13 protein-coding genes and 1 tRNA gene are annotated in these 15,607 nt (G+C 59.6%); 4 read left to right on the top strand and 10 right to left on the bottom strand.

All coding sequences use genetic code 11. The features are described 5' to 3' along the window. Positions 1 to 61 precede the first annotated feature (61 nt). Positions 62 to 1,150, top strand: coding sequence for an alpha-hydroxy acid oxidase (locus tag ABMC88_RS11985; RefSeq protein WP_349577122.1), 1,089 nt, complete (start codon positions 62 to 64; stop codon positions 1,148 to 1,150). Here ABMC88_RS11985 and ABMC88_RS11980 read toward each other — a convergent pair. The 10 genes from ABMC88_RS11980 to pdxH all read right to left on the bottom strand — a co-directional run bounded on the left by ABMC88_RS11980 (position 1,135) and on the right by pdxH (position 13,432). After that, positions 1,135 to 1,980, bottom strand: coding sequence for an energy transducer TonB (locus ABMC88_RS11980; protein ID WP_349577121.1), 846 nt, complete (start codon positions 1,978 to 1,980; stop codon positions 1,135 to 1,137). The genes ABMC88_RS11985 and ABMC88_RS11980 overlap by 16 nt on opposite strands. Continuing rightward, positions 1,977 to 2,444: a TonB system transport protein ExbD gene (exbD, locus tag ABMC88_RS11975; protein ID WP_349577120.1), complete on the bottom strand. Its 468-nt coding sequence runs from the start codon at positions 2,442 to 2,444 to the stop codon at positions 1,977 to 1,979. The genes ABMC88_RS11980 and exbD overlap by 4 nt, the downstream gene beginning before the upstream one ends. A gap of 5 nt (positions 2,445 to 2,449) precedes the next feature. Continuing rightward, a complete protein-coding gene (gene exbB / locus ABMC88_RS11970) occupies positions 2,450 to 3,283 on the bottom strand; it encodes a tonB-system energizer ExbB (RefSeq protein WP_349577119.1) in 834 nt (277 codons plus the stop codon). A 3-nt stretch (positions 3,284 to 3,286) separates the two neighbouring features. After that, positions 3,287 to 3,970 (bottom strand): Fe2+-dependent dioxygenase, encoded by a 684-nt coding sequence (locus tag ABMC88_RS11965; protein ID WP_349577118.1) that lies wholly within the window; start codon positions 3,968 to 3,970, stop codon positions 3,287 to 3,289. A 57-nt stretch (positions 3,971 to 4,027) separates the two neighbouring features. After that, entirely contained in the window at positions 4,028 to 6,421 is a 2,394-nt protein-coding gene (locus tag ABMC88_RS11960; RefSeq protein ID WP_349577117.1) for a TonB-dependent receptor, read from the bottom strand. A 784-nt stretch (positions 6,422 to 7,205) separates the two neighbouring features. Continuing rightward, positions 7,206 to 10,847: a vitamin B12-dependent ribonucleotide reductase gene (locus ABMC88_RS11955; RefSeq protein ID WP_349577116.1), complete on the bottom strand. Its 3,642-nt coding sequence runs from the start codon at positions 10,845 to 10,847 to the stop codon at positions 7,206 to 7,208. Positions 10,848 to 11,561: 714 nt separating this feature from the next. Then, positions 11,562 to 11,638: transfer RNA gene (locus ABMC88_RS11950), tRNA-Pro, on the bottom strand. A gap of 68 nt (positions 11,639 to 11,706) precedes the next feature. After that, complete coding sequence (locus tag ABMC88_RS11945) at positions 11,707 to 12,225, bottom strand: DUF192 domain-containing protein (protein WP_349577115.1); 519 nt, start codon at positions 12,223 to 12,225, stop codon at positions 11,707 to 11,709. Next, positions 12,180 to 12,734 carry a cold-shock protein gene (locus ABMC88_RS11940; protein WP_439655596.1) on the bottom strand — a complete coding sequence of 185 codons (555 nt, stop codon included), beginning with the start codon at positions 12,732 to 12,734 and terminating at the stop codon, positions 12,180 to 12,182. The genes ABMC88_RS11945 and ABMC88_RS11940 overlap by 46 nt, the downstream gene beginning before the upstream one ends. A 92-nt stretch (positions 12,735 to 12,826) precedes the next feature. After that, positions 12,827 to 13,432, bottom strand: a complete 606-nt coding sequence (gene pdxH / locus ABMC88_RS11935) for a pyridoxamine 5'-phosphate oxidase (protein WP_349577150.1) — start codon at positions 13,430 to 13,432, stop codon at positions 12,827 to 12,829. Positions 13,433 to 13,648: 216 nt separating this feature from the next. Between pdxH and fabI the strand changes: the two genes are divergently transcribed. The 3 genes from fabI to gpt are packed head-to-tail and all read left to right on the top strand — an operon-like array spanning position 13,649 to position 15,596. Then, the gene (gene fabI / locus ABMC88_RS11930; RefSeq protein ID WP_349577113.1) at positions 13,649 to 14,455 is read left to right on the top strand and encodes an enoyl-ACP reductase FabI; all 807 of its coding nucleotides are present in this window, start codon (positions 13,649 to 13,651) and stop codon (positions 14,453 to 14,455) included. A 9-nt stretch (positions 14,456 to 14,464) separates the two neighbouring features. Then, positions 14,465 to 15,067: a LysE family translocator gene (locus ABMC88_RS11925; protein ID WP_349577112.1), complete on the top strand. Its 603-nt coding sequence runs from the start codon at positions 14,465 to 14,467 to the stop codon at positions 15,065 to 15,067. Between the two features lie 7 nt (positions 15,068 to 15,074). Further along, positions 15,075 to 15,596, top strand: coding sequence for a xanthine phosphoribosyltransferase (gene gpt / locus ABMC88_RS11920; protein WP_349577111.1), 522 nt, complete (start codon positions 15,075 to 15,077; stop codon positions 15,594 to 15,596). Positions 15,597 to 15,607 lie beyond the last annotated feature (11 nt).

Below are 15,607 nucleotides of genomic sequence, written 5' to 3'. Positions count from 1 at the left end.
TGCTTGTGAAAGTGCAGGCGCTGACTGCTTTCCGCGGCAAGAAGTAACATTGAGTTTCACGATGCATGATCCCGACCAATTGCCCCACACGTTGAACGGCTATTACGCCCGCGCCCGCGCAACCATGAGCCCGCAAAACCAAGCATATTTTTTAGCAGGCGCCGGTAATGAGCAGACCGCCTCGGCCAATGAGGCAGCGTTTTTGCAGGCGCAGGTCATGCCGCGGGTGCTGCGCGATCTGCGTGGCGGGTCTACGCAGATGTCGCTGCTGGATCAAACGCTTGCCGCGCCTTTGCTGATTGCGCCTTTCGCCTATCAACATTTGCTGCACCGCGAAGGCGAACGGGCAACTGCCCGCGGGGGCGAGGCCCAGTCGATCAAGATGGTGCTGAGCGCGCAAAGCAGCGAACCGATTGACAGCGTGCGCGCAAACGGCCCTGGCAGTGACTGGTTCCAACTGCATTGGATGGGCTCGAGGGAGGGCACGCAGGCCCTTGCACAGATGGCATTGGATGCGGGGTTCAGCAGGTTGGTCCTGACCGTTGACGCGCCCGTCCAAGGGGTGCGTGACCGCGAGATCGAGGCGCGGTTCCGACTGCCGCCCGATGTCAGCGCTGTCAATCTTGCACAGATCGCAACGCCCGCCTTTGCCCCACGTGAAGACGCACAGTCGATCATTTTCGACCACATCGCCGCAACCTCGCCCACATGGGCAGATGTCGCCTGGCTGATTGAGACGCTACACGCGCCGCTTTTGCTCAAAGGAATCCTGCATCCCGAAGATGCCGCGCAGGCGCAGCGGATCGGCGCGGCGGGGGTTATCGTGTCGAACCACGGAGGCCGGGTTCTGGACCGTGCGCCCGCAACGCTAAGTGCCCTGCCTGCAATCGTCGAAAAGGTCGGGCCCGACTACCCCGTACTGATGGACGGGGGCATCCGGCGCGGGGTCGACATTCTGGTGGCGCTGGCCCTTGGGGCAAAGGCCGTTCTGGTCGGGCGTCCCATCGCCTGCGGTTTGGCGGTGGCGGGCGATCTGGGGGTCAGCCACGTGCTGCGGCTGCTGCGGGACGAACTGGAAATCGCCATGCTGCTCAGCGGGTGCGCTACAATAGAGGACATTCGTCGCGAGGCGGTTCACCTGAAGCTGTAGCGCAGCGGGATGATCAGGGTGAATTCCGTACCCGTCAGATAGTTTGGCGGCGTGGGCATTTTTTCCAGCTGCTCCACAGTCTGCACCGCAGCCTTGTCCAGAACGTCCGAGCCCGAGCTTTGCGCGACCTCCGCCGACAGCAATGCGCCATAGCGGTCCAGCGTAAAACGCACCTGCACCTCGCCTTCGATCTTGGCGCTGCGCGCTTTGGCCGGATAGGTCTTGGCACCGCTGATCAGCAAGACGATGCTTTTCTGCCATTCTCGAATTTCCTCGGTCTGTTCAGCGGTCAGACCCTCGCTTTCGGCCTTGGCTGTCTCTGCCACGGTCTGCGCCTCAACCCCTGCGACGGACTCCTCCGAGGCTTGCTGATCTTCTGCGCCGACCTGGCTTTCCGCGTCGATCTGTTCTGGGTCCTGCTCGGTGGCGACTTCCTCGGCGACCTTTTCCGTCTCGGCCTCAGGCTCGGGGGCGGCCACGCCGAACTTCAGGCTTTCGTCCTCGACCTCATAAGGAATTTGGCTCAGGATCGGTTGCTCGGCGGCCTTTGCAGCCTCCAGCGCTTCGGGGCTTTCGGTCACGGTGGGCGCTGCCTGCGCTTCGACCTGCGCGACACTGTCTTCTTGCAGCGCTGACGGGGCCGCGATGATGTCCGACAGGTCGAACATCATGGCACCGGTGATGCCCTCGGCCTCCGGCTCGGCCTGTTCTTCCGCCACGTCTTGATCCAGCAGCAAGACAGGCAGACCCGCATGCAAGGCGCCGCTCAGCACGGTGGCGGCGCACCAGAACAGAGGCCTGACGCCGCGCGATACATAGGTCAGGCTCATTGAGACGCCTCCGTTTGTGGCGCACTGGCGGCGCCCGCCTCTTCGACGTTTTCATCCAGCCCGACCAGCCCGACCTTCAGGAACCCGTCGGCCCGCAGGATGTTCATGACCCGCATGAATTCACCGTAAGGCACAGATTTGTCCGCACGGATGTAGATACGGGTGTCGCGGTTTTGCAAAGTGGCGATGCCGATGTCGATATAAAGCCTGTCTGCCGTTGTAGCATTTTCTCCAACCGAAAGGGACAGGTCTTCGGTGATGGTGACGAACACCGGATCACCGGGCCGTTCGGGCGCATCGGCGACCGCCACGGGCAGCTCTACGGGGATGTCGACAGTCGATAGTGGTGCGGCGATCATAAAGATGATCAGCAGCACCAACATGACGTCGATAAAGGGGGTGACGTTGATCTCGCTGTTTTCGCTGAAATCGCCGTCGTCGTCACCGCGCAGCCGTGCTCCCATCCCGCTTACTCCGCCGCTGGGGCCGACACGGCCCCCAAACGAAAGGCAGGCCGGCTTTCTGCCACTTTGGGGGTGGCGAGGTCCAGATCACGCGACAAGGTCCGTTCGACCAGCGCGCCTGCGTCTGCCAGCATGACCTTGTAGCCCCCCAGCCCCCGCGCAAGGATGTTGTAAAAGATCACCGCAGGGATCGCCGCAACAAGGCCGATGGCCGTTGCCAGCAGCGCTTCGGCGATGCCCGGGGCGACAATGGCCAGATTGGTGGTGTTGCTCTCCGAGATCGAGATGAAGCTGTTCATGATGCCCCAGACAGTGCCGAACAACCCGACAAAGGGCGCTGTTGAGCCGACGATGGCCAGAACGCCGGCACCGTGCCCCATCCGTCTGGCGGCCCCTGCCTCAATCCGCGCGATTTCCGATCCGGCGCGCTCTTTGATGCCTGCCTTCATCGCGGTCCCTTCGCCCGAGGCTGCGCGCTCACGCTCGGCCGCACGCACCATCTGCCCCATCACGCCGTTGCGCTTGGCAAAGATGTCGCTGACCGCGGCCAGCGATCCTGCGTGGTCCAGTGTGCGGTAGCGGCGGCGCAGTGCCCGCCGCTCCCACCGCAGGATCAGCGCCCGTGCGCCAAAAATCACCCAGACCAGCACCGAGGCGAACAGCAGCGCCAGCATGACGCCTTTGACGACCCAATCGGCCGCCATGAACATGCCCAAGGGCGACATCTCGTCATGCTCGGCCTGCTCAAGCAAGGTGGTCAGCGTCTCAAGATCAAAGGCAAGCGCGGGGGCCGCGATGACAGAAAGGGTGGCGGCAGTAAAAATCGGGAAAAGTTTCATCGTTCAGGTCTCGGCCCATGTGCGGATAAGGTTATGGTAAATGCCCGTGAGGCGTACCGTTTCGGGATCATTGGCCCCGATGCTGTTGCTTAGGGATTGGATCGATTGATCCAGATCGAACAGGATACGGCGGTTTGCGTCGGAGCGGATCATGCTTTGCAGCCAGAAAAACGAAGAGACACGCGCCCCTTGGGTGACGGGGGTGACTTCATGCAGGCTGGTGGATGGGTACAGAACCATATCCCCCGCAGGCAGTTTCACGGTCTGACGGCCATAGTGATCCTCGATCACCAATTCACCGCCCTGGTATTCCTCCGGCTCGCTTAGAAACAGGGTCATCGACAGATCCGTGCGCAGCCGTTCCTGCGTCAGCGGGTTCACCCGAATGGCGTTGTCGATATGTGCGCCAAATGTCTCGGCCTCTTCGTATTTGTTGAACATCGGCGGCAGAATGCGCGCAGGCAAAGCCGCAGAAAGGAACAGCGGGTCGGCGGTGAGCTTTTGCAAAATAAACTTGCCCAAGGTCTGCGCCGTTTCTGAAACCGGTGGCAGTTGCTGATTGCGTTTGACCTCCCGCGATTGCGGGCCGGCGGTGGTTGATCCGTCCTGCCAGGCAGCCGCATCCAGATGCGCACGAACCTGTTTGACGTCGTCTTTGCTCAGGATCGAAGGGATCGTAATCAGCATTGTGTACCTCTTGGGTTTGTGGGCAGCCCGAAGGCTGCCCGCGTTGGTAATTCAGGCTTAGAACTTCATTTCCAAGGAGACGGAAATCTCGCGGCCCGGCGCGACATAGGTAAAGGGCGTGCCAGAGCGGTAGGCCGCGTCATACACCGTTTCGTCGAACACATTGGTGATGCCCATCTTGAGCCGCGTGTTGTCGGCGACCTCGTATTCGCCAAGCACATCAAAGGTCCATGCGTCAGGGATAGAGCGGCCATTTGCGGCCACACTGCCCAGATCAATCGCACCTTGATAGTTCACACGCCCGCCCAGCATCAGCCTGTCGGTCACCTGATAGGTCGCCAGAAGGTTCAGCTGCTCGTGCGCCACGTTCGCCACCGAAAGCCCGATGTTGTCGCTGTCGGCACTGCGCAAGATCTTGCTGTCCATGAAGTTGGCGCCGCCAAAGAGGCTCAACCGGTCTGTAACCTTTCCTGCAACACCCAGTTCAAGACCTCGCATCCGGTATTTGAGCGTGTCGGAGGTGACGGTTGCACCGCGCGGTCCGATGTCTTCACGCGCCTGATCCTTGGTGGTCTGGTAGAGCGCCGCAGTGAACAGAAGGTTCGGCGTAAAGCTGTATTTTGCACCGATCTCCAACGAGGTGTTCTTTTCGGGCGCAAGTCCAGAGCCACCATCATCAAGCCCGCCGTAAAAACCACCGCCCGCCTCAAGCTCCTGCCCCGCAGGGTTGGCCGACGTCGCCGCCGCCGCATAAAGGTTCAGCCGGTCATTAAAGGCATAGGTCGCGCCCAAGTTCCAGTTCAGCATGACGTCATCACGCGACAAGGTATAGGCGTCATCGCCCGAGCCGCCGCTGCGGGAAATGTCATACATGTCGACCCGCAATCCGCCATTGACCTTCAGACGGTTCGACAGCGTTACCGTATCAAGCGCATACAGAGAGGTCGTCTTGACCGTGGTTTCGGTCAGGTTCGTCCCCAGAACGGGCTGTTCACCGCTCCAGCACCCTTCACCGACGGGGTTGGGATTAACGGCACTGACGGTGCATCCACGCTGACCGGCCGGTGGCTCATAATCTTCGCTGGACAGGTTCGAGTAGCTCAGCTTTTCGATCTGCTCACGCGAGGTGGCAAGGCCAAAGACATAGGAATGCGATGCTCCGGCAAATTGGGCCGCCCCGCTGAGTTCCAACACATTGGCAAGCACATCGGTCTGCTGGTTCCAGCTCTTGAAGCTGAGGCCAACGTCCCAATCCAGCGGGTTGGCCGAACCGTTGTCGGTCAGGCTGCTTGGCGCTGTCAAAACATAGTCATTGGTCGAGCGCGCCGCACGGAAAGTGTTGGTAAGCGTCATGCCGTTGTCAAACGTATAGGTTGCCTTGGCCGTGGCCACGTTCTCCTCGACAGTCTGGAAATCGCGCCCGGGCACCCCGTAGAAGGTATCGCGGTCAACGCCGAACTCTGTAACCGGACCAACCAGACCCAACTCTTCGTTGTTGATGTATGGCACACCCCAGTCGGGCGTCTGCTCGATCTTGGTATAGCTCAGGTTGCCCTCCAGGGTCAGCGCATCGGTTGCCGCGAATTTCAGCGCCAGCGCCGCACCTTTGCGGTTATCTGTCACCACATCGCGTCCGGCCACTTCGCCGTCTTGCAACATGCCGTTAAAGCGCAGCTGCACGCGGTCGTTGATGACCTTGTTGGTGTCGATGGTCTGACGCACGGTTCCCGCGTCAGTCACCGTTGTTATTGCTTTGGTAAAATCGATGTCCTGCGGGCTTTTCGAGATTACATCGACCGCGCCGCCGGTTGTGCCGCGTCCGCCAACTGTACCTGCGGGGCCTTTGGTCACTTCGATCTGTTCGGTGTTGAACGTCTCTGCAACGCCGGTGCCGGGGCTACGGATGCCATCGGTATAGGTGTCGTTGTTGGCCTTGAACCCGCGGATATAGATGTTGTCCCCAAAGGAGTTCCCGCCCTCGCCGAAGCCAAGCGAAATCCCCGGAGTCGAACGCGCCAACTGCCGCACGCTGGTTGTGCCAGTGGTTTCCAGAACCTCCTGAGTGATCGCCGTAACCGTGCGCGGGTTGTCTTTCAGCGGGCCGGGCATCCGGCTGTTGGCAAGCGTGTTGGCTTTGAACGGGGCGTCCTCACTGACGTAAGAGCTGCCACCCGCCGCCGCTTTAGCAGCCGCAAGAGCCTGCGCTTCGGCCAGCTCTTGCGCTTCGCGCTCTGCGGCCTCTTCGGCGGCACAAACGGGCGTGCCGGCCAATGCGGGCGTGCAAACCGCAGGTTTTGCCACACGCACCTTGGCTGCGCGGCGCGGCGCAGGCTTGGATGCGCGGCGCGCAGGCTTGGCTACGGGCTGGGGTTTTGGCTCTTCGGTCGTCTCGACCTCGACTGTCGGCAGCAGGATCGGGTCACTGTCCTGTGCGGCACCCGGGGTGGCCATACAGGCCATAGCCAAAGAGGCCCCAAAGCCCCCTGCCACCAGCGTTGCATTTCGGTGAGTTCTGCTTTTGCAGATTTGTGTGTTGTTGGTTCGGCGCATAAGTCCCTCGTAGAGAAGTGTTTTTTGCTGACCGCGCTTCGAACGGCTGGCTATTATGATAGGCCTACCGATTAACCTGACTATTTTAGTAAGTAAAGATAGAATCCCTACTAAAACAGTCGGATTTTAGGGTGTGATGGGCTTTTGAGCCGCCTATTGAACCCGAAAGTCCCAATCTATCGCTGCCCTGTTCCGCATAGCGAAACCCGTTTCGAAGGCTGTGAGGATTGTAGAATCACGGAATTCTTCGCGGGTGGACTCGCCAAAATGGCGGTCGACACTCGCACACTGGCCTGACAATCCCGATCCCGAAGGGCGCGCGCGAGGGCAAAAGAAGCCGCTGGCTCGTCCGCAAAAAGACTTACTGCGTTCTTGACCCACAGAGCGGCATACCAAAACCGACGGGTTGTAGTTCTGCCAAAGAAAAAGGGGTGCCGCAAAGGCACCCCGAGGTTCGCATAACCAGGCTCATTAGTTTACCGCTCGTTTAATTTTATGCCTGCGGCTTGGTCAGCGTCAGGGGGCAAGCGCACCTGCCCCTTGTCTGGTTGTTCTCTACGGCCGGTCCGCCCTTCCCTTCGGGCTGATCAAATCTATCCTTCTCCCCTCACCGCCCCCACCAGACCGAAAAACCTTTGTCCGGTGTGGTGGGACCTGTGCGCGTGGGGTCAGGGTTCGGCGCTGCTTAGCTGCAGCCCGATGTGCCGCCGCAAGTGTTGCACTTCATGCAGGTGCCATTGCGCACCAGCGTGTAGTTGCCACATTCGCCACAGGCTTCGCCCTCATAGCCTTGCATCTTTGCCTTTGTGCGGTTGTCCATCGATACCGCGCCAGAGCTGACTGCCGTGGTGGAGCTGGTCACAGCGGTCGCCACTGCGACATCGCCGCTTGGCATTGCTGTCCCCAGCGCCGCCGATTGCCCGCCCTGCAGCACCGTCAGGTTCTGCGGCACGCGGTTGCGCAGATAGCCAGGCGATGTGATCTGCTTAAGCACTTCGAGCGATTTGCTTGCGGCACTTTCGGAGATTTCCGAGATATTGGCCACGCCCTCTTCCTCACCACGGCCCAGCGTATCGAATGTGGCCCCTTCGGGCTGCACATGCGCCAGATCGGTGCGGTCAAGGTAGCTCACCGCCAGCTCGCGGAAGATATAGTCAAGGATCGAGGTCGCGGATTTGATGCTGTCGTTGCCCTGCACCATGCCCGCAGGCTCGAACTTGGTGAAGGTAAAGGCATCGACGAACTCTTCGAGCGGCACGCCATATTGCAGACCGACCGAGACCGCGATGGCAAAGTTGTTCATCATGGCGCGGAAGCCTGCGCCTTCTTTGTGCATGTCGATGAACAGCTCGCCCAGCTTGCCGTCTTCATACTCGCCCGTGCGCAGGTACACTTTGTGCCCGCCGACATTCGCCTTCTGGGTATAGCCCTTGCGGCGTTGTGGCATCTTCTCGCGGTGCGATTTGATCAGCTCTTTGACGATGACCTTCTCGACGATCTTCTCGGCAAGCACAGTCGCTTTCTCGTGCTGCGATCCGCTTTCCAGCACTTCTGCCGCGTCGTCATCATCCTCGACCAAAGCTGCGGCCAAAGGCTGCGACAGTTTCGAGCCATCACGGTACAAAGCATTGGCTTTGACACCCAAGGACCAGCTCAGCTCGTATGCCTTCTGGCAATCCTCGATTGTCGCGTCATTGGGCATGTTGATCGTCTTCGAGATCGCGCCCGAGATGAACGACTGCGCCGCGGCCATCATGTAGATGTGGCTGTTAACCGACAGATAACGCTTGCCTTTCTTGCCGCAAGGGTTGGCGCAATCGAAGATGCCATAGTGCTCTTCTTTGAGGTGCGGCGCACCTTCCAGCGTCATGGTCCCGCAAACATGGTCGTTGGCCGCGTCGATGTCTTTCTTGGAGAACCCAAGGGATTTCAGCAGGTCAAACGTGGGATCGTTCAGTTTCTCGGTGGGGATGCCCAGCACTTGCGTGCAGAACTCTTCGCCCAGCGTCCACTGGTTGAAGACAAAGCGGATGTCGAATGCCGCTTCGAGTGCGGCGTCCACTTTGGCCAGCTCGTTCGCACCAAAGCCGTGGCCGATCAGCGTGGTGTGGTTGATGCCCGGCGCGTTGCCGATGGTGCCGTGGCCAACAGCGTAGCCCACGATTTCCTCGATCTGCGCGGAGCCATAGCCCAGCTTTTCCAGTGCGGCAGGAACGGATTGGTTGATGATCTTGAAGTAACCACCGCCCGCGAGCTTTTTGAATTTCACCAGCGCAAAGTCAGGCTCGATCCCCGTGGTGTCGCAATCCATGACCAGACCGATGGTGCCTGTCGGCGCAATCACCGAAACCTGCGCATTGCGGTAGCCGTTGGCCTCACCCAGTGCCAGCGCCTCGTCCCATGTGGATTTTGCGACATCGACCAGACCCGCCTGAGGGCAGTTGGCGTGATCCAGCGGCAGTGGCTTGACGCTGAGGTCCTCATAGCCGTCCACCTCGCCGTAGGCCGCCTTGCGGTGGTTGCGGATCACGCGCAGCATGTGCTTGGCGTTTTTCTGATAGCCGGGGAATGCGCCCAACTCACCCGCGATTTCGGCGGAGGTGGCGTAAGACACACCCGTCATGATCGCGGTCAGCGCACCACACAGGGCACGACCTTCGTCGCTGTCATAGGAATAGCCCATGTTCATCAGCAAGCCGCCGATGTTCGCATACCCAAGGCCCAGCGTGCGGAAGTCATATGACCGCTGCGCGATTTCCTTGGACGGGAACTGCGCCATCATCACCGAGATTTCCAGCGTAACGGTCCACAGACGCGAGGCGTGCATGTAGTCTTCGACCTGAAATTCGCCGTCCTTCAGGAAGGTCAGCAGGTTCAGGGAGGCCAAGTTACAGGCCGTGTCGTCAAGGAACATGTATTCGGAACACGGGTTCGAGCCGCGGATGGCGCCGTCTTCGGGGCATGTGTGCCAGTCGTTTACCGTGTCGTGGTACTGGATGCCCGGATCGGCACAGGCCCATGCGGCGTGGCCGACCTGATCCCACAGATCACGGGCGCGGATCGTCTTGGAGACTTTGCCCGTTGTACGGTCGATCAGTTCCCAATCGGCGTCTTTCTCAACCGCAGTCAGGAAGCCGTTTGTGACGCGGATCGAGTTGTTGGAGTTCTGGCCGGAGACAGAGTTATACGCCTCGGAATCCCAATCGGTGTCGTATGTCGGGAATTCGATCGAGGTATGGCCCTGCTTTGCATAGTCCAGCACGCGCTTGACGTATGTCTCGGGGATCATGACCTTTTTCGCCGAACGGATCGCGTCTTTCAGCTGTTCGTTCTTGGCAGGGTCATAGGCGTCTGCCTCCAGACCGTCCCATGCTGCGATGGCTTTGAAGATCAGGTTCAGCTTTTGCTCGTGCATTTTGGAGCCTGCAACGATGGAGGCAACCTTTTGCTCTTCGAGAACCTTCCAGTTGATGAAATCAACAATATCAGGGTGGTCGGCGTCGACGATAACCATCTTGGCCGCGCGGCGCGTGGTGCCGCCTGATTTGATCGCACCCGCTGCGCGATCACCGATTTTCAGGAACCCCATGAGGCCCGAGGACTTGCCGCCACCCGACAGCTTCTCACCCGCGCCGCGCAGAGAGCTGAAGTTGGTGCCCGTGCCCGAGCCGTATTTGAACAGACGCGCTTCGCGGACCCACAGGTCCATGATGCCGCCGTCGCCCACCAGATCATCACCAACAGACTGGATAAAGCACGCATGGGGCTGCGGATGCTCGTAGCTGGAGGTGGAGCGGGTCAGCTGACCGGATTTGTAATCCACATAGTAGTGGCCCTGTGCAGGACCATCGATACCGTAGGCCCAGTGCAGGCCCGTGTTGAACCACTGCGGAGAGTTGGGGGCGGCACGTTGAGAGGCGAGCATGTGGCGCATTTCGTCGTAATAGGCGCGTGCGTCTTCCTCGGAGGAGAAATAGCCGCCCTTCCAGCCCCAATAGGCCCATGCGCCTGCCAGACGGTCGAATACCTGCTTGGAGGACGTCTCGCCGCCCATTTCAGCGCCTTCGGCAGGCACGGAGCGCCACAGAAACTCTGGCACACCCTTTTCTTTGACGCGTTTGGTGGCGGTCGGCACGCCTGCTTTGCGGAAATATTTCTGGGCGATCACATCCGAGGCGACCTGGCTCCAGGATTTGGGGACTTCGACGTTGTCGAGGTGAAAGACGATAGAGCCGTCAGGGTTGCGGATTTCGGACACGGTTGTCACAAAATCCAGATCGGCGTAGGCGTCTTGCCCTTGAGTGGTGAAATTACGTTCAATTTTCATTGCGCTGCCCCATTACTTTCAGCGTTACCATTTCCGTCCGCAATCTTTCGCGTCCGACCCGTCCTTGTGCAGCGCAGCACATGCGAACCCCGCGCAAAGTGTTTCGCAACACTAAACGTGGCTGTTGTCGCGTCATTGTCGACGTTTGCCTGTACTTCACTGCCCGGTCCACCAATCGAGTGTTACCCACTACATCTAGTGGCGTGACCGTTAGTGTGCACAACTTGACGTATTCGCCCCTAGTCGGTCAACGGATTTATTAGCTTGAAACGGGCATTTTAAATCTTGACGCGCAGGTCGGCTCACGGCGCCCCGATTCATCCACAGGAGCCTGTGCACAGATCGGTTTTTGAGACTTGGATAAAATGCTTTAAATCATGCGGATTAGTCAGCACGCCGCAATCGGAGCGGTAGTAGATTGCGAAATCTACCCCCGAATCCGCACTGAATCGCGGCTTGGAAAAAACTTGTCCACAGCCCGTCAGTCTGCCGAAAGCGTGGTAAATGAACCGCAGGTGCGCGGGACAGATTGGCGCAGATGCATGATATCTAGGCGTTGCGGGTGGCGACACACAACATATAGGGGCACCCGCCCCTTCAGCACACCATACCACCGAGTCGGCGCATCCGTGCATATTACCAATGGCGAAAACGCCTTGTGGCCCTTCCGCGCTGCGGAAAGGCCAAACAAGATGTTGGGAATTTTTTTAGAAGTGGTCGGGGCGAGATGATTCGAACATCCGACCCCCTGTACCCAAAACAGGTGCGCTACCAGGCTGCGCCACGCCCCGACTGAGGGCTTCTTAGCGAAGCCTTGCGGGATTGAAAAGGCAAAATCGCAGCATCTTGCGATCAATTTTCACCCGCTACACGACCAAGGGTTCGCCGTGCTGACAAAGGCGGGGTGACGCAGCACATCACCGACCTTGATCCCCAGCCGTTTTGCCAGCCCGCCGTTGATCTCTAGCGCGCCGAGAAGCGGCAGTTTGCCGGGGGAAATCACCGTCTCGTCACCCGGTTGGGCGCGGTGGTGGATGTGGCGGATCACGCCGAAACTGTCGAGGAACAGCATGTCCAGCTCGATCAGCGTGTTGCGCATCCAAAAGCTGAGCGGTTGCGGCCGTGGATAGACAAATAACATGCCGCGGCTCATTGGCAGGTTTTCGACATGCATCAGGCCCGTGGCACGGGTGGCATCGTCGTCTGCGACATCGACACCGAACTGCGCCTTACCGAATCCCCCCGAAATGCTGACACGGTCCGTCGGACAGGCCCGCAGCGGGGTCTTCGCTCCCGCGCCCGCGACCCCCGCCGCAAGCAGCGGCAAAGCCGTCAGGCCGGCAATGACCCGTCTTCTGTCAAAATGACTGTCTCCCATGCGCGCACCTCTGCTGCCATCAACCCGCGTTTACCGTTGATCACCCGTATCACGATCGCCTCCCCGGGGGCCAGATCGGACAAGCCCGATTGCCGCAGCACATCCATATGTACAAAAACATCGTCGCTGCGCCCGAATGTGTTGGCAAATCCAAAGCCCTTGGATTTATCGAACCATTTGATCCGCGCAGGCGCCAGCGGGCTACGGGCGATCTCGTCTCGATCCATCTCGATGATATCGGGCAGTGAGGTCTGGACCCCTTCAGGGGGAGCCACCGAAACCACGGCGCTGGCCTGCACCCCGCGATCTGTCTCTTGTATCAACAGTTCGATCCGCGCCCCGTCTGCAACCGAGCTTTGGCCGAAGTTCCGCAATACATTTACATGCAGCAAAATATCCGCGCTACCGCCGTCAGCGACCACAAAGCCGAACCCCTTCACAGGGTCAAACCACTTAACTGTTCCAGATACGCGCTTGTGCTCGATCAATTCGTCTTTTGACTGTGTCATATTGGACATACCATTTCTTCAAATTTTAATTCAGGGCCAAAATTGCCCCGCGCAGCCGCGATAAAATAAAATGTGCGGCCTGGTCGTAACGTCTAAGGGTTGAGTCGCGTAACCTCCCACGGTGATGTGACATCGGCCCGCTGCCATTTGAACCGATTGTGCAGCCGGGCGTCCCCATCCGCCCAGAATTCTATTTCCAGCGGCACCAGACGGAACCCACCCCAAAAGGGTGGCCGTGCAGGCGCATCGCCATGTTCCTTCACCGCGTCTTCCAGCGCTTTCTCAAGCGCGGCGCGGCTTTCCAGCGGTTTGGACTGATCGGATGCCCAAGCCCCCAATCTGCTTTTGAGCGAGCGTGATTGATAGTACGCGTCCGCTTTTGGCCCGTCTTCACGGGTGATCAATCCGCGCGCCCGCACCTGTCGACGCAGCGATTTCCAGTGCATAACAAAGGCGGCCTTGCCCGAGCCGTCGAGCTCTTGCGCTTTTGCGCTGCCATAGTTGGTGTAGAAAACAAACGCGTCGTCCTCAATATCCTTGAGCAAGACAACACGCGCATTCGGCATCCCGGACGCGTCCACCGTGCTCAGCGCGATTGCATTCGGATCATTCACCTCCGCACCGTCGGCCTCTGCCAACCAAGCACGCGTCAGCGCAAAAGGATCGTCGCCCGCAAAGATCCCCGATCTATCCATCAACACATACTCCGCATCCGTAACTTGGCACCAAACTGGAGGGATCCACGGACGTCAGTCTCCCTTTGATCAGAATATTACATCCTTACCGTGTATTGCAACCGTATCCTGTCACCTTGACGGCGTAGATCGCTTTGCGAAGTCGCTCGCGCTCTCTTGATGGGCCGCACCCAATGGCGTAGACCGTAAAAAGGGCCAGAAAATACGGAGTGCTGGGGTATGTCGAACAATCTTATGGCGGGCAAACGGGGGCTGATCATGGGATTGGCTAACGACAAATCAATTGCCTGGGGCATAGCAAAGCAGCTTGCCGATGCAGGGGCCGAGCTGGCCTTTTCTTATCAAGGGGATGCGTTGAAGAAACGTGTGGACCCGCTGGCCGCCTCGCTTGGCTCCGACATTGTGCTGCCCTGTGATGTGGGTGACGAGGCCTCGATTGACGCGCTCTTTGCTGGCTTGGGCGAGCGGTGGGAGAATCTGGACTTCATCGTACATGCCATCGGGTTTTCCGATAAAAACGAATTGCGCGGCCGCTATGTCGATACCACACGGGGCAACTTTGCCCTGTCGATGGATATTTCCGTCTACTCCTTTACTGCTGTGGTGCAACGCGCCGAAAAGATGATGAAGAACGGCGGCTCGTGCCTGACGCTCACCTATTACGGTGCTGAAAAGGTCATGCCGCATTATAACGTTATGGGCGTGGCCAAGGCTGCACTTGAGGCATCGGTACAATACCTCGCCGAAGACCTTGGCAAGGACGGCATCCGCGTCAACGCCATCTCCGCAGGCCCGATCAAGACATTGGCCGCGTCGGGCATCGGCGATTTCCGCTATATTATGAAGTGGAACGAATATAACTCGCCCCTGCGCCGCAATGTGACCATCGACGAGGTCGGCAAATCCGCGCTGTTCCTGCTGTCCGATCTGGGCTCTGGCACCACGGGTGAGAACCTGCACGTCGACGCAGGCTATCACGTGGTCGGCATGAAAGCAGTCGACGCCCCCGACATGGCCAAAGGCTAAGCGGCTACCATGACCCTCGCCCATCTCATCGCATTCAACGCTGTGCTGATCGTCTCGATCCTCAGCCCGGGTGCGGCGTTTTTGATGGCTGTGCGCAGTTCCATCTCGAACGGGCGGCGGGCGGGCATTGCGACGGGTCTGGGCTTGGGCTTCATGGCCAGCCTCTGGACCTTGGCCGCGTTGCTGGGCATGGACGCGCTCTTTGCCCTGTTTCCATGGGCCTTTGCCACGCTGAAGATCGGCGGCGCGCTCTACCTGATCTATCTTGCGATCACCACGTGGCGCGGCGCCAGCGCGCCGGTCAATGCCGCCCCCAAAGCGCAAAGCCGTGCGTTCGTCGACGGGATGCTGGTCAACCTCGGCAATCCCAAATCGGTCCTCTTCGCGGCCGCCGTGCTGGTCGTGGTCTTCCCCCCCAACCTGAAATCGCACGAGATCGCGTTTATCACCCTCAACCATCTGGCGCTGGAAATCGCCTTCTACACCGCCTGCGCCTTCATCCTCACAGCCCCCGCCCCCCGCGCACAATTCCTGCGCGCCAAGCCGGTGATCGACCGCACCGCCGCCGTACTTTTGGGCGGTCTGGGCCTCAAACTCCTCTTACAAAGGTAACGCTACAATGTCCGACACCCGCCTGCCCCACGAAAAAGGCTTTCACATCAGCTGGGACCAAATCCACCGCGACAGCCGCGCATTGGCATGGCGTCTGGACGGCAAAGGCCCCGACGATGGCGCATGGCGGGCGGTCGTCGCGATCACCCGTGGCGGCATGGCCCCCGCAATGATCGTCGCCCGCGAGCTGGACATCCGCACCGTAGACACGATCTCGGTCGTCTCCTACCACTCGGGCGGCGGCAAAGCCGACCAGCGCCGCGAGGCAAAGGTCCTCAAATCCCCTGACCCCGAGATGATGGGCGACGGCACCGGCATCCTCGTCATCGACGATCTCGTCGACAGCGGCAAAACACTCGAACTGGTGCGCCAACTCTACCCCAATGCCCATTTCGCCACCGTCTATGCCAAACCCGAGGGCGAGCCGATGGTCGACAGCTTCATCACCGGCGTCTCCCAAGACACCTGGATCTTCTTTCCATGGGACATGGCCCTTCAGTATGTTGAACCCTACCGCGGCAAAGACTAACCCCACAGCCC

The sequence above is a fragment of the Sulfitobacter aquimarinus genome (assembly GCF_040149565.1).
Classification (GTDB): Bacteria; Pseudomonadota; Alphaproteobacteria; order Rhodobacterales; family Rhodobacteraceae; genus Sulfitobacter; species Sulfitobacter aquimarinus.
Note: the sequence above shows the minus strand (reverse complement) of the source record. Positions and strands in the feature narration are given on the sequence as shown.